At 66.7% G+C, this 14865-nt stretch carries 13 protein-coding genes and 1 riboswitch; of the genes, 2 read left to right on the top strand and 11 right to left on the bottom strand.

Annotated features, from left to right (window positions below):
- Positions 1–129: 129 nt before the first annotated feature.
- Together HLH34_RS05385 and HLH34_RS05380 are read right to left on the bottom strand one after the other, a co-directional pair.
- On the bottom strand, positions 130–1074 hold the full coding sequence (locus tag HLH34_RS05385) for an ABC transporter substrate-binding protein (RefSeq protein ID WP_456305548.1): 945 nt from the start codon (positions 1072–1074) through the stop codon (positions 130–132).
- 230 nt (positions 1075–1304) lie between these two features.
- Positions 1305–3722 (bottom strand): TonB-dependent receptor, encoded by a 2418-nt coding sequence (locus HLH34_RS05380; protein ID WP_183118556.1) that lies wholly within the window; start codon positions 3720–3722, stop codon positions 1305–1307.
- Positions 3713–3808: riboswitch (TPP riboswitch) on the bottom strand. (Overlaps the previous gene by 10 nt.)
- A gap of 158 nt (positions 3809–3966) precedes the next feature.
- Here HLH34_RS05380 and HLH34_RS05375 point away from each other — a divergent pair.
- Positions 3967–4104 carry a hypothetical protein gene (locus HLH34_RS05375; protein WP_183118555.1) on the top strand — a complete coding sequence of 46 codons (138 nt, stop codon included), beginning with the start codon at positions 3967–3969 and terminating at the stop codon, positions 4102–4104.
- A gap of 135 nt (positions 4105–4239) precedes the next feature.
- On the opposite strand, the gene HLH34_RS05370 is transcribed toward HLH34_RS05375, so the two are convergent.
- From HLH34_RS05370 to purH, 9 genes are all read right to left on the bottom strand, one after another.
- Complete coding sequence (locus HLH34_RS05370) at positions 4240–5898, bottom strand: ArnT family glycosyltransferase (RefSeq protein ID WP_183118554.1); 1659 nt, start codon at positions 5896–5898, stop codon at positions 4240–4242.
- Positions 5899–5911: 13 nt separating this feature from the next.
- Positions 5912–6667, bottom strand: coding sequence for a glycosyltransferase family 2 protein (locus tag HLH34_RS05365; protein WP_183118676.1), 756 nt, complete (start codon positions 6665–6667; stop codon positions 5912–5914).
- Positions 6668–6680: 13 nt separating this feature from the next.
- Positions 6681–7175: a F0F1 ATP synthase subunit B family protein gene (locus HLH34_RS05360; protein WP_183118553.1), complete on the bottom strand. Its 495-nt coding sequence runs from the start codon at positions 7173–7175 to the stop codon at positions 6681–6683.
- Between the two features lie 30 nt (positions 7176–7205).
- Entirely contained in the window at positions 7206–7817 is a 612-nt protein-coding gene (locus HLH34_RS05355) for a F0F1 ATP synthase subunit B family protein (RefSeq protein WP_183118552.1), read from the bottom strand.
- Between the two features lie 15 nt (positions 7818–7832).
- Positions 7833–8057 carry an ATP synthase subunit C family protein gene (locus HLH34_RS05350; protein ID WP_012224283.1) on the bottom strand — a complete coding sequence of 75 codons (225 nt, stop codon included), beginning with the start codon at positions 8055–8057 and terminating at the stop codon, positions 7833–7835.
- A 56-nt stretch (positions 8058–8113) separates the two neighbouring features.
- Positions 8114–8863: a F0F1 ATP synthase subunit A gene (locus HLH34_RS05345; RefSeq protein ID WP_183118551.1), complete on the bottom strand. Its 750-nt coding sequence runs from the start codon at positions 8861–8863 to the stop codon at positions 8114–8116.
- Between the two features lie 31 nt (positions 8864–8894).
- Entirely contained in the window at positions 8895–9218 is a 324-nt protein-coding gene (locus HLH34_RS05340) for an AtpZ/AtpI family protein (protein ID WP_183118550.1), read from the bottom strand.
- Positions 9219–9493: 275 nt separating this feature from the next.
- The gene (locus HLH34_RS05335; RefSeq protein WP_183118549.1) at positions 9494–10255 is read right to left on the bottom strand and encodes a hypothetical protein; all 762 of its coding nucleotides are present in this window, start codon (positions 10253–10255) and stop codon (positions 9494–9496) included.
- A gap of 109 nt (positions 10256–10364) precedes the next feature.
- Positions 10365–11942 (bottom strand): bifunctional phosphoribosylaminoimidazolecarboxamide formyltransferase/IMP cyclohydrolase, encoded by a 1578-nt coding sequence (gene purH, locus HLH34_RS05330; protein WP_183118548.1) that lies wholly within the window; start codon positions 11940–11942, stop codon positions 10365–10367.
- Between the two features lie 414 nt (positions 11943–12356).
- Between purH and HLH34_RS05325 the strand changes: the two genes are divergently transcribed.
- Positions 12357–14765: a TonB-dependent receptor plug domain-containing protein gene (locus HLH34_RS05325; protein WP_244959691.1), complete on the top strand. Its 2409-nt coding sequence runs from the start codon at positions 12357–12359 to the stop codon at positions 14763–14765.
- Positions 14766–14865: the final 100 nt, after the last annotated feature.

Raw genomic sequence — 14865 nt, 5'->3', positions numbered from 1 at the left:
GCGCCCTGCCCTACACTGGCAGGACGGGTCGGGCGTTGACCGAACCCTACCAGGGCCTGAGGCCCCGGACCCCCGAGGGCAATGCCCCGAGAAAACCATTCATGACGCGACGTGCCATGACACCACGCCCTACGGCGTGCCGTCCGCCGGATCGACGGCGTAGGCCGACAGCGCCAGGTCCCGTCGCACCACACCCCGTTCGCGCAGGAAGGCCATGAACGCCCGGTAGCGCCGGCCGTTCAGTACTGACGGCTGCTTGCACACGCGCGGCAGGATCGCCGTCCAGGCCGCGCGATTCAACGGCGTGTCCAGTTCGGGATGCTCCTTGATGGCCTGCGCCAGGATTGTGTCGGGGTGGTTCAGCAGGGTGTTCGTCCCCTCCTCCAGCGCCGCCATGAACCGGACGATCCGCGCATCGTGCGCATGGTCGCGCGCCGCGACGAAGATCAGTTCGTCATTCAGGGGCACCCCGTGCTCCTCGGGGTAGAAGGCGACCGGCGAGACGCCCTTCTGCTGCAGGTCAATCAGCTCGTAGGTGCGCGTCGCGCCGATCACGGCATCGACCGAATGCGACATCAGCGCCTGTTCCAGCTGGAAATTCACGTTGACCTGCCGCACGTCGGACAGCGACAGCCCCACCGACCCCAGCATCGTCGCCAGCACGGCGTCGTCCACCCCCGCCATCGAGATCCCGATCGTCCGCCCCTTCAGGTCGGCCAGCGAACGGATACCCGGCGCCGCGATCAGGGTATCGAGCGGCGTGTCGATCAGCGTACCGACCCGCAGCAACGGAATGCCCTGCTCCGCCAGCATGCCCAGTTGCGTCTGGTAGGAAATCGCCAGATCCGCCTGCCCTGCCGCCACCAGCCGCGCCGGCGATCCGGGGTCGGCCGGCGCGATCAGCTTGACCCGCAGCCCGTGGCGACGAAACGCGCCGCCATACTCCGCCGCCAGCAGGGCCGCGTGATCGGCATTGAGAAACCAGTCGAGGATGACCGTCACGGTTTCCGGTGCGCTGTCCGGCGCATCCGCGCGTGCCGCCGGCCCGGCCAGGATCGTGCCCAGGATTGGCACGATCGCAAGCCCCGACAAAGCCTGTTTGAAAATGCGCGCCGGCGGTGATCCGACGCGCGTTTTCTGCGCTCCGTGGCGGGCGGCCGATAAGGCCGCTCCGCTTCGGTGCCCAAAAACATACGCCGGGCGCTTCACTGCGTTCCGCTCTCGCTCCCCAGCCCACATTTTCAAACAGGCTCCAAGCAGGCGCAGCAGCTTTTTCATCATGTCGGCTCCGGTCGATGGAGGGATCAGAACGCGCTGGAACCGGTCAGCATCACCGCAAAGCCGCCGCCGACGTAATAGGTCGGGGCCTCGCCCGCGATCGTCGTGCCGTACCGGCCGGTGGTGTCGCGCGCGTTGAGGGTGGGGTTGGCGACGCCGGACAGATAATGGCTGTCGGTGATGTTGATGAAGTTCAGGCGGAATTCCGGATGACGCGCCACGCCGATCGACGACATCCGGTAGCCCAGCGTCAGGTTTCCGGTCGTATGGTCGGGCATGCGTTCGTCGTTCATGAAGGTCGCATATTGGTGGCCGACATATTTGACGCTGGCCATGCCGAAGAACGTACCGTCGTCATAGGTCAGGCCGACCGCGGCCTGCAGCGACGGGCTGCGCACGGCCGTCTTGCCCTGAGTGGGCAGCACGTCGCCGTCCATCGTCATGTCGTTGTCGATGGTGGCGTGCAGGTACTCGCCGGATACGTACGGGCTGAAATGATGCCAGGGCCGCAACCCGGCTTCGACATCGATGCCACGCGACGTCTGGCCGCCGGCGTTGACGGTCGATCCGATCAGCGACCCGTTATGCGACACCACCGTCTGGATCTGCCGGTTGGTGAAATTGTAATTGAAGAAGGTGACGCTGCCGATCACCCGCTGGCCAGCATAGCGGTAGCCGATTTCCTCGGAAATCGAATATTCGTTGCGTAAATTGGTGTTGGCCGCATTGACCAGCGCCCCGCTGGCGGGGTCGTACGCGTCGTACAGCGAGGATTCCGCCGGGGCACGAAAATTCGTGCTGACGCTGGCGAAAATCTGATGCTGCGGATTGATCTGGAACCGCGCCCCCAGCCTGGGCAGCGGTTCGGCCACGTTCATGGTCGACCGGTATTGCGGGCCCGGCAGGTTGTTGGTGCCGTCGCGCGACAGCATGACCTCCTTGAACCCGGCCTCGATTGTCAGTCGCTGGTCCAGGAACGACATCGTGTCGCCTACGAACAGGGCGCTGACCTGCGAGATCGTGTGGTTGTCGCCGCCCAGAAGCTGCCGCCCGTCGGGCAGCAGGATCGTGCCGTCGGCCGAATCCGCCCAGATATTCCCCGGATGGCCGTTGCTCGGCAGCGGCGAGAAGGGCTGGGTTTCGGTATCGTCCGAATAGTCGTACCAGTACCCCATCGTCAGGCGATGGCGCCCCAGCCGCCAGTCCAGCGCCGAGGTGAAGCCGGTGCGATAGCTGGATTGGGTATAATCCGCCATCACCGTCGCCATGCCGTCCTGCGCGCCGGGAATGGACACGGCATACGGCAGCGCCTCGGTTCCCTGCCGGTTGCCGGTGGTGGACAGCACGGTGCCGCCGGGGGCGTTGCCGTACCCCCACTGGGCATAGGGCGTCACCGACAGGTGCAGCGCGCGCGTCAGCGTGAAGCGCGACGGCGCCGCGACATAGAACAGGCGGTACGGGTCCTGATACAGCCGCCAGTAATCCGTCCCGGCGGCCGCGTTTCCGGGGTCGTAGGTGCTGGCGTAATTGTTCGGGCCGGAGACGCCATAGGCATGCCAGTCGGCCATGCCGATCTGGGGGTAGTTGCTGGTCACTGCGTCGTTCCAGGTGCCCAGCACCGACACGCGGTTGCCATCCCCCCACTCCTTCACCGCCTTGAAGTCGATATGCTGGCGCCGGTCGCGTCCCGAGCCGCGCCAGTTGCTGGTCTCGCCATGGGAATAGGACACGAAGGCGCGGATGCCGCTGTGCCCGATCTCGCCGGTGTCGATCCGGGCGAATGCCCGGTCGGTGTGATACGATCCGTAGGAGGCGTCGACCATCCCGCCGGCGTCGTGCGACGGGTCGCGGAACCGCAGGGACATCAGCCCGCCGGAGGCATTCAGGACCGGGCTGTCCAGGTCGGCCGATCCCTGGGCCAGGGCGATTTCGTCATAATTCTCGTTGTCCGCGAACTGGCCCGGATAGCCGGAATAATAGGCGATGTCGTTCAGCGGCATCCCTTCCAGCACATAGCCGATGGAATCGCCGGACAGGCCGCGCACATTGAGGTTGGTCTGCGCCGCGAACCCCAGCGGGTCGGAGGAACTGACGTTCGCCCCCGGCAGCAGGGCCACCATGTCGAACGCGCTGGCGCTCGGCGCCTGCCGGGCAATGGCGTCCGCCGACAGGGTGCTGACCGACCGCGTGGCGGTCTCGGGCCGGATCAGCCCACCGCCGGGCTGGTTGCCGATCCGCCCGTTGGCGGTGGCGAAGGTGCCGTCGCCCGTCACCACGATCCGTTCGCCGGCGGGACGACGGACCGGCGTGCCCTCCGGCACCGTCCCGGACGATGCGGCCGGGGCAGCAGGGACCGGGGGGGACGCGGCAACGGCCAGGGCGGGAATATGGGACAGGACAAACACGCCCGAGAGCGTGCGCGCATGTCTGCGCATGCGTTTCATGATCTTCTCCCTACGCTGGCATGACCCAGGTCAGGTACAACGGGTTTGATCTCAGCCCGCGTTTGCGGACACCCCGGTTCATCGCGATAGATGATGGAAAGGCGTACGCCGCGTCAAGTTGCCGCGGTCAGACAGACGGCGGCCCTTCTTTTTGCGTGAGCCCCCGAATGCCGTCTTCAAACAGGCCGGCAGCCCCCCATATCCTGGCGATCGGGAGGCACTTTCCTCCCGGCAGGAGGGTCCCATGTTGAGGGGAGTGAGCCGTTACGGGCACGGCAGCACATATCGCGCCCGGTCGTTCAATATCTGGGATTTTGTCGGCGTCCTGGCCCTTGCGGTCGCCTTCGGGTTGTCGACCGCGCTGATTTTCTTCAATGGATGATCGTACGTAGGTCGGGCTTTGCCCGAACCCACCAGGGCCTGAGGCCCCTGGACCCCGATCAGGGATAAAACGACCGGGTTTCCAAAGGGCCATGCCCTTTGGTGGGTCAAGGGCAAAGCCCTTGTCGAAGCAACGTCAGGGGGATGAAGGCGCGAACAGCCCGATATCCAGGCGCTTGCCGGTCGAATAGTTCAGGCCCGCCACGCGGCCGAATTCGACGGCGTCCAGCCCGTTCTGGCGCAGGCGGGCGCGAAAGGCAGGTTCGTCCCTGCGGTCTACCAGCGCCAGGCCGCAGGCCCGGTTGTCCCGCAGCAGGTCGGCCGCCCCGACCGGGCCAACAAGGGCGGTGTTCTGGCCAACCAGGAACACCAGGCTGGGTTCCGAGAACGAGGGCGAGGCCACGACCGTGTCCGGACAGGGACGGTAATCGTCCACCAGCGCCGCCAGACGCGGGCTGAGCCAGATCGTCTGCAATTTCGGGATGACGGTCAGAAACAGGCCGACGTGGATGATCACGGCGGCGGCGATCGCGCTCATGGTCGCGCGCAGTGCGTCACCCCGCAGCAGCAGCCACAGCGCCACCCCCAGCAGCGGCAGGGCGCCGGCGGGCACGATCAGCGCCGCCGGTTCGGTGGCATGTTCCAGCCGCCACAGCAGGACCGGCCCCGCCAGACAGAGCGCCACCCCCAGCACGAACCAGATTGTCCCATAGGCCGCAAGCACGCCCCGCCCCCACCGGCTGGCCGGCCAGGACCAGCGATGCGGCATTGTCATGATTGCGGCGGCCGTCAGCAGGGCGATGGCCGGATAGGTCGGCAGGACGTAATGCGGCAGCTTGGTCGCGATCGCCTCGAACACCAGCCAGTGTGGTACGATCCAGCACAACAGGAACCGCACCGACGGCAGACGCCGGCGGGTCCAGACGAACGGTAACGCCATCGCCGCGAAGATCGAACCCGGCCAGAACGCGACGGCGAACACCGCCAGGTGATAGCCCGGCGGCAGCCCGTGCGCCTGCTGGCCACTGGCGACCTTGCCCAGGAAGTTGGTCCCCACCGCCCGGGAAAAGAAATCGCCGTGGCTGAGGACGCCGATGGCGATGCACCAGGGCAGGACGATCGCCAGCATCAGCGCCCATCCCCAGGCCGGCCGCAGCCGGCGCCACCAGTCCGCCCGCCGTTCCACCAGTGCCAGCGCCAGCGGCGTGCCGAAGCCCGGGATCAGCACCACCGGCCCCTTGAGCATCAGCCCCACCCCCAGCGCCGTCCAGTACAGCAGGGCGGCGGACAGCGGGGTCGGCCGGTCGCGTTCCCGGTCCAGATAGGCGCGCAGCAACCCGGTTTCGGCCAGCAGAACCACCAGCAGCAAGGTGGTGTCGATCGTGGCCATGCGCCCTTCGGCCGTCATCAGCACCGAAACCGCCAGCAGCCCCGCCGCCAGCAGCCCGCTGGCCGGCCCGAACAGCGTGGCCCCGATCCATGCCGTCAGCACGACCGAGCCCGTCACCGCCAGCAGCGAGGGAATGCGATAGGCCCATACCGCCTTCTGCCGCAGCGTGCCGGTGGCGGCCACCGACGCGGCCTCCAGCCAGTAGATCCCGGCGGGTTGCAGGTAGCGCGGCTGGTCCTGGAAGCGGACGTCGATGAAATTGCCGCTGCGCAGCATCTGCGCGCTGGCTTCCATATAGCGGGGTTCGTCGCGGTCCAGCGGCGGCAGGGTGGCCCGGCCGGGCAGGAAGATCAGGAACGCGCACAGCGCGAGCAGCACATAGTGGCGCAAGGTCAGCCGCGTCATCCGGCACGCCTCCTCAGCGTTCGATGACGCGATGGGGCAGCCTCGTGCGGTTGTTCAGCCACATCACGCCCAGAAGGTCCCGGATGCCGACCAGCGCCCGGTTCAGGTTCGTGTATTTGGAATGCCCGTGCAGGCGGTTGCGATGCCGCACGGGCAGGCACAGCAGGGGCACGCCATAACGCCCCATCAGCGAGGGCAGGAAGCGGTGCAGCCCTTCGAACTGCGGCAGCCGCATGAAATCGTCGCGCAGGAACAACTTCAGCGGCGCGCCGGTATCGGGGCAGCCATCGCGCAGCAGGCGCCGGCGCAGGCCGTTGGCAAATCGCGTCGCCATCCTGCGCGACAGCGTGTCGCGCCGGCGCAGCCGCACGCCGACCACCAGGGGCGGCCGCCCGGTCGCGGCCATGGCCAGGGCCAGCATGCCGGCGATTTCGGTGGGGTCGTCCTGGCCGTCGCCGTCGATGGTCGCGATCCAGCGGCCGCGCGCAGCCTCGATGCCGGTGCGCAGGGCCGCGGACTTGCCCAGGCGGCGATCGTGGCACAGCACCCGCAGGCCGGTCAGGATGCCCTGCTGCCGGACCGCCAGCAGGGCGTCCACGGTCCCATCCGTGCTGCCGTCGTCGACGAAGACGAATTCGCAGTCCGGCAGGGCCTTGGAGGCCTCGGCCATTTCGACGCAGACGGGACGGATATTGTCCGCCTCGTTCAGGACCGCCACCACGATGGTGAGAGCAGGGTCCGGACGGGCGGAGGACGCGGGCGCGGTCAGAAACTGCGGCCCGTCAGGCGGCGTGACGGGTCAGGGCCGACGGCAGGTCGGCAATGGCCCGGTCAATGATCGTCTGGCCGGCCTCGGCGGGCAGAGCGGCGGCCAGAGCGTCGCGCGTCGCCTGCATGGCGACGTCGATCGCCGCCAGCCGGACCTCGCGCACCGCGCTGCGTTCGGATGCCGTGATCCGGTCGCGGGCCATCTGTTCGCGTCGGCGGGCGACGGCCTCGGCTTCCTTGCGGGCTTCCTCGGCGATGCGCGCCGCCTCGGCCAGCGAATGCTCGACCAGGGCGCGGGCCTCGGCCAGGGCCAGTTCGCGCTCGCGCGTGGCGTCCTCGAGCATCTGCTCGGCTTCGCGGCGCAGGCGCGCGGCTTCGTCCAGATCGGCGCGGATGCGCGCCGCCCGGCCGTCCAGCGCATTGACCAGCGGCGTCCAGACCTTCTTCCCGAACAGGACGAAGAACAGAACGAATGCGACGGCCGACCAGAAACGGGGTTCGTGCAGCATGGTCTTGGACCTGTTCCTATTACGCCCCGGTCAGAAACCGTGGGCCGTCGCGGCGTCGTTCACCCGGCTGGCGAGCACGTCGCCCGGAACCGAAGCACCCGACACCTGATGAACCAGAGCCTGCGCCGTCTCGTCGGCGATCTGACGCAGGGACCCCAGGGCCTGGGCCCGGGCCGCGGCGACGCGCGCCTCGGCCTGGCGGATATCCTCCGCCAGACGGGCGTTCATCTCCTGCGTCTGGCGCAGGGCGGCCAGGCGGGCGTCCTCGACCACCTTCTCGACGTTGGCCTGCGCCTCGGCCATCGCCGAACGACGGGCCTGGTGCAGGTCATTGACCGCGGTGTCGGCATGAGCCTTGGCGCGGTGGGCGATATCCAGATCGTTCTCGATCGTCAGGCGACGGGTGGCAAGAACCTTCTCGACTTTCGGCAGCGCCGAACGGCTGAGAAGCAGATACAGCACCAGAAAGATGACGCCGCCCCAGATCACCTGGCCGGTGACGAGGGGGTTGGCGAAGTCAAGCTGCGGCATGCCCACGGCGCGCGCGCCCGGCGCGGCCATGGCCATCAGCGGCAGGGCCAGCGCGGACGACGTCACAAACGACGCCGCCTTTCGGGTGATCGACACCGCGGAACGTGCCACGTCGGCCTCCGATGCTCAGACGAACAGGATCAGGAAGGCGATCAGCAGGGCATACAGGGCCACGGCTTCCGTCAGGGCGAAGCCGAGCATGCCCAGGCCGAACACGTGCGGACGCGCGGCGGGGTTGCGGGCGATGCTGCTGACCAGCGTGGAGAAGATGTTACCCAGGCCGATGCCGACGCCGGCGAGGGCGATAACGGCGATACCGGCACCAATTTCCCGGGCTGCAGCGATGTCCATAGCGAGGCTTTCCTTGTTTGTTCAGGCGTTCAGGTGAGGCTGGGGATAGGTCGCGATCAGTGTGCGACCGCCTCCCGCAGGTAGATGCAGGTGAGGATCGCGAACACGTAGGCCTGGAGCGCACCCACCAGCAATTCGAGCGCCATCAGCGCGATATTGATGGCCACCGGTCCGACGGCGAGCACGTCGCCGACCAGCCCGAGCCCGGCCAGCATGATCGTGAAGGCGGCGAACATCTCCAGCATCACATGGCCTGCCACCATGTTGGCGAACAGTCGGATCGACAGGCTGACGGGACGGGAGAGGAACGAGAGGATCTCGATCGGCACCAGCAGCGGCGCCAGGGCGACCGGCGCGCCGGCAGGCATGAAATGCGCGAAGAATTTCGCGCCCTGCGCCTTGAGCGAGACGATGACCGAGAGGACGAACACCAGCAGCGCAAGCGCGAGCGTGACGGCGACATGGCTGGTGAACGCGAAGGAAAAGGGCAGCAGGCCGAGATAATTGCCGGCCAGGATGAAGAAGAACAGGGTAAAGACGAACGGGAAGAAGGCGCGGCCTTCCGGGCCGATCGTGTCCACGGCCATGTTGTAGATGAAATCGTAGCAGATTTCCGCCGCGGCCTGCAGACGGCCCGGCACGACGGCGGCGGGACGCATGCCGACATACAGGAACGCCAGCACCAGGATGGATGCGACGATCATCATGACCGGCGACTGGCTGAAGTGCAGCGACTGCCCAAGCCCACCCAGCATGGGGTGGAGTTCGAACTGACCGAGTGCGTCGATGGTGGATCCGGCCGCCAACTTCGTCTTCCCTATACCGTTCCGGCCCCTGTCACGGGCCCGGCTTGTCCCCCGGCGTGTCGATGGTCCTGACCAGACGCCAGACATTCAGCACGCCCGCAGCGCCGCCTAGGAACGTGAACAGGATCAGGAACGCCGGGCGCGAGCCCAGCCATCGGTCCAATCCCCATCCGATCGCGACACCGACCACCAGGGCCGATACCATCTCGGTGCCGGCCCGAAGGACAACCCCGAGGTCGGACATGTCGCCCCCCGCCGCCTTCGGCTGCGTCGCCCGGTCCGGCTTCTGCCGGTCCATGGCCTGTCGCAACCTGCGGTCGAAGGACTCCTGGGAGTCGTCCGGATCCTTACCCAAATTTCACACCTCCAGGCGGGTGCAGGCGCTAGCTAACGAGGTGGCAATAAGCTGTCAAGCAAACGCTGGCGTTTCCTGCCGAGGAAAACAGCCATCTTTCCCAATGAGGCAGCCCCGCTTCCCCTGTTGGCACGGACCGGGCGACCGACCGGACGGCCGATCCACGTTCACGGCCCGCCCTTTGACATGCGGATATTACAGACCTGACACGCAATTGGCGCATATAATATCCTCCGCCAACCGCAATGTTACAGCCGGCGGGATGGGTCGGGCAATCACGGCCGGGACGTGGCGCCCGGGATTTCGTCATACGCGGCGCTGCCGGGAAAGGCGCCGGCCATCGGCGCGTCGGCCGGCGCGACGCGGATGGTCTGGCCGGGCGCGGGTCCGATGTCGCGCGCGTCGATCGCCCGCCCCAGCGCGCCCGTGCTGCCATTGCCCACGGCATGCAGCGTGCGCCCCGGCTGCAGCCACGCCGCCAGGCGCGTGGCCTCGGCCGGCGTCAGATACACGACGCTGTAATCCTGCATCACCGCCCCGATCAGCTGGCCATGCAGGGAATAAAGGGGCGACCGCACCGTGCCGGTCACCACGATATCCGGCCCGCTGGTCGGCGTGGGCAGCCGCATCGAGGTCGCCCCCGCGTCCTCGACCCGCCGGCCGCGCGGGCTGGTCACCGCATAGGCGCGGACGATCGGCAGGTCGCGGCCCTTCAGCCCGCTGACGGAAATCCGGTCGCCCGGCTTCACGATGCTGGCGATGGCAAGGCCCAGTTCGTGCGAGCACAGGACCTGGGTTCCATCAGTCAGCATCAGCCCGTCGACATCCCCTGCCGGCGTCGGCAGGTACTGGGCGACGACGCCTGTCGTCACCGGCAGCGGCGCGAAATCATAGGCCGATATCGGATGGCTTTCCTGGGCCGTCATCGGCGCGACCGGCGCGGCCGCCCTGGCGAATGCCCCGGCGGACACGAACAGCCCGGCGGCCGCCAGAAGGCAGGAGGCGGGAAGGAGGAGGAAACGCCGGGAAGTGTCCATGCCAGTGCTCGTCTCTGTCGTCTTGCATCCGTCCCGGTGCGGCGGACGCGGCACGGGCGGGACAGTGAAATGGATCCCGTCCCGCCCCGCAATCCCCGCCGCCGGGGGATCAGTGCCGGAAGTGACGCATACCTGTGAACACCATGGCGATGCCCGCGCGGTCGGCCGCGGCGATGACCTCGTCGTCGCGGATCGATCCGCCGGGCTGAATCACGGCGGTGGCGCCGGCCGCGATGGCGGCTTCCAGCCCGTCGGCGAAGGGGAAGAACGCATCGGAGGCCACCACGCTGCCCGTCGTCAGCGGCTGGTCCAGGCCGGCAGCCTTCGCGGCCTCGGCGCCCTTGACCGCGGCGATGCGCGCGGAGTCCACGCGGCTCATCTGTCCGGCGCCAATGCCGGCGGTCGCCTGCCCCTTGGCGTAGACGATGGCGTTCGACTTCACATGCTTGCCGACGCGGAAGGCGAAGATCAGGTCCGCCATCTCGGCCTCGGTCGGCGCGCGGGCCGTCACGATCTTCAGGTCGGCGGGTGCGATCCGGCCGTTGTCGCGCGTCTGGGCCAGGAAGCCGCCGGCGACCGAGCGGATGGTGACGCCGCCTTCGGCCGGGTCGGGCATCGCGCCCGTCAGCAGCAGGCGCAGGTTCTTCTTCTTCGCCAGGATGGCGCGGGCCTCGTCGGTCGCGTCGGGGGCCACGATGACCTCGGTGAAGATGGCGGCGATGCGCGACGCGGCTTCGGCATCCAGGGTGCGGTTCAAGGCCACGATCCCGCCGAAGGCCGAAACCGGGTCGCAGCGCAGCGCGAGGTCCCATGCCGCCGCCAGCGTGTCGGCCGTGGCGACGCCGCAGGGGTTGGCATGCTTGACGATGACCACCGCCGGGCCGTCGAACTCCGCCACGGCCTCGAACGCCGCGTCGGTGTCGTTCAGGTTGTTGTAGGACAGGGACTTGCCCTGCACCTGGCGGGCGGTGGCGACGCCGGGGCGCGTGCTGCCGTCGGCATAGAAGGCGGCGTGCTGATGCGGGTTCTCGCCATAGCGCAGGCTTTCGCGGCGCAGGCCCGCCACGGTCAACCGATCGGGCAGCACGTCGCCGCGCTGGGCCGCGAACCAGGTGGCGATGGCGGAATCATACGCGGCGGTGCGGGCATAGGCCGCCCCCGCCAGCGCGCGCCGCGCCGCCAGCGTCGTGCCGCCGGCGGCCAGCGCGTCGATGATCGCCGGATACTGGGCCGGATCGGTCAGCACGGCGACATGGTCATGGTTCTTGGCCGCCGCGCGGATCAGGGCCGGCCCGCCGATATCGATATTCTCGATGCAGTCCTCGGGGCCGGCGCCCGAGGTCACCGTCGCCTCGAACGGGTACAGATTCACCGCGACGAGGTCGATCGGCGCAATGCCGTGCGCCTGCATCTGCGCCAGATGCGCGGGCAGGTCGCGGCGGCCGAGGATGCCGCCATGGATCTGCGGCACCAGCGTCTTGACGCGGCCGTCGAGGATTTCGGGGAAGCCGGTGTGGTCCGACACCTCGGTCACCGGCAAGCCGGCCTCGCGCAGCGCCTTGGCCGACCCGCCGGTCGACAGGATTTCCGCCCCATGGGCGACAAGGGCGCGGGCAAGATCGAGCAGTCCCGTCTTGTCGGAGACGGAAATCAGGGCGCGCCGGACCGGCACGGGCGTCTGGGTCATCGGGGGCGACCTTTCACGAGGGGGTGCAAAGCCCGCGTCCCTTATCCAACCCGGATCGCAGGGGCAATCGTCCAGTGCAAGATTCAGGCGCAGGCGGGGCCTGCCCGGTCATGGTCCCGTGTCGGCATGGTTCGATATCGCAACACTATGTATCCCAAAAGACACACCCCCTGGAAATGGGTTGAAACGTGTATTTAAAAAATTCACGATCGTATGGAGCGATGATACAAGTCACTAATCTTAATGGTGGTATTTTTTATATCAACATTATCTTTTGGTGAATTATGGAGACGCCCCTTGCCCTCACTCGTTGCACCAACCACGAATCCCGCCCGTATCGGCAAGGCGATATCCGTTCTGAATGGCAGCTTCCGGTGCACGCTGCTTGCCGCCTCCATTCTGTCGTTCGAGCCGATGATGCAGGCAAGGGCTGCCCCCACGCCTGACACGACACCCGGGCCCGCACATGCACGGACGGTGAATGCGCCTGTGCGCACGTCCGGCCGACCCGTTCAGGCGGCCGATGCCGGCGAGACCATTATCGTGACCGGCACGCGCGAGATAGGAAAAAAGGCGCGGGACAGCGTGGCGCCGATCGACATCGTTTCAGCGAAGCAGATTTCCGAGACGGGGCAGCCGAATCTTCGTCAGGCGCTCGGCCTGCTGCTGCCGTCCCTTACGCTTCCCACCGGCGGATTCGACACCGGCGCCCTGACATCGGCCTTCAGTCTGCGCGGGCTGAGCCCCAACGAGACCCTTGTCCTGGTGGACGGCAAGCGGCGCCACACCACGGCGAATCTCTATGCCGACGGCGGGCCGCAACAGGGCACGACCCCTGTTGATATCGACATGATTCCCCTTGCGGCCATCGATCACGTGGAAGTCCTGCGCGACGGAGCCTCGGCCCAGTATGGGTCGGACGCCGTCGCCGGCGTGGTGAACGTCATTCTCAAGAAGCAGAATCATGGCTTCAATGCCCAGTCGATCAGCGGCATCACCGCGGCGAAGGACGGCTTCCAGCAGGGTGTCTATCTTGATGGCGGCGCGAAGCTCGGCGCACGCGGATTCATGCATGTCAGCGGCGACTTCGTTCACCAGGATCACACCTACCGCAGCGCACCCGATCTCAGGACGGGGACGAAAATCAACAAACTTCAGGGCCAGCCGGAGCAGACGCGCGAAAGCGTGGCGATCAAGGCAGGCTATAATCTGACCGACGATATCCAGGCTTACGCACTCGCGACTTATGCCCACCGGCATGCGGAAGCGTATCAGAACTATCGCCTGCCCGGCTCTCTGACCAATTACCCCGCGTACGCGGCGATTTATCCCAGGGGTTACTCGCCTCTCGAGACGATCGACGAGAACGACTGGGAGGTCACGGCGGGGGTAAAGGGCATTCTTCTTGGCTGGAACTGGGATCTTTCATCGGTCTATGGACGCGACTATGACGCCATCGGCCTCAAGGACTCGGCAAATTTCGCTGTCGCACGCGACACCGGCCGCACGCCGACAACCATTCAGGCGCAGGGCTTCAACGACGCGCAGTGGAGCAACACCTTCGACCTGAGCAGGGCGTTTCATGTATCGGGCTGGCCGCATAGCATCAACGTGGCCGGCGGCGCGACATATCGCTACGAAAGCTATTCGGTCGGCACGGGTTCTCCCGATTCGACCTATGGCAGCGGTTCCGACGCCCTGGCGGGAACCAACCCGGGCAACGCCGGAAATTACAACCGGGATGTGGTTGGCGGCTATATCGATGTCGCCACGCATCTTCTGAAAAACTGGCAACTGGATCTCGCGGGCCGGTACGAGCATTATACCGATGTCGGCGATACGGAAACGGGCAAGGTCTCCACCCGTTACGATGCCTTCAAATGGCTTGCTTTCCGCGCCACCCTCTCGAACGGTTTCCATGCGCCCACGCTGGCGCAGGAGCATTACAGTTCGCTGACCATCTCGCCCACGGCGGCGCGCGGGCTGATTGCCGCGAATTCGCCCGGCGCCCTGGCCAATGGCGCCGCGCAGCTGAAGCCCGAGCGGTCCACGAACGCCACGGGCGGCATCATCATCGAGCCCGTGAAAAACCTGCATGTGACCGTCGACGTCTATCAGATCAATCTGCGGGACCAGATCCTGCCGGGCGGCAATATCATCGGCAATCCGGCGCGTTCCGCTCTTGCCCTGAACGGCTTCACCTTGCCCGATGGATCGGACAACTGGGCGGACGCCTCTCTTTCGGCCAACTGGTTTGCGAACGTGGCCAGCACGCGCACGCAGGGGCTGGACCTGACCGCCACTTACCCGACCCGACTGGGCAATGTCGGCACGATCAACTGGGATGTCGCCATCAATCTGAACCGCACCCGCCTTTCGCATCAGGCGGACGGTACGACTGGGCGGCCCCTTCTGTCGGCCCAGAGCATCGCATATCTGACGACGGCCTATCCGCGCAGCAAGATCATATTCGGCGGACGTTTCACGAACGGGGCGTGGACGGTCGGCGTGCACGAGATCCGTTACGGCCAGACCACGTCCGAACTGACCTATTATACCGGAGCGGCCAATACGGGCGCCCTGTCCAATTCGGTCTTCCTTCCGTTCCGGAACACGCCCAAATTCATCACGAACCTGGACATCACCTACCGTGCCAACCGGAACTGGTCGTTCACGCTTGGGGCGGACAATATCTTTGATGCGCGGCCCAGCAGGGTACCGGACAAGAACCGCTATCTCGGCGTTCCGCAGTATTACATGAGCACTTCGCAGCTCGACATGAATGGCGGATATTATTATCTGCGCGCGAACCTTACCCTGTAAGCACGACCTTCCGACCCGCCAAAGGCCCCGCGCCTTTGGAAATATCCCCCATCGGGGTCCAGGGCCTCAGGCCCTGGTGGGTTCGGCCAAAGCCCGACCT

The organism is Gluconacetobacter azotocaptans, assembly GCF_014174355.1.
Lineage (GTDB): Bacteria > Pseudomonadota > Alphaproteobacteria > Acetobacterales > Acetobacteraceae > Gluconacetobacter > Gluconacetobacter azotocaptans.
Note: the sequence above shows the minus strand (reverse complement) of the source record. Positions and strands in the feature narration are given on the sequence as shown.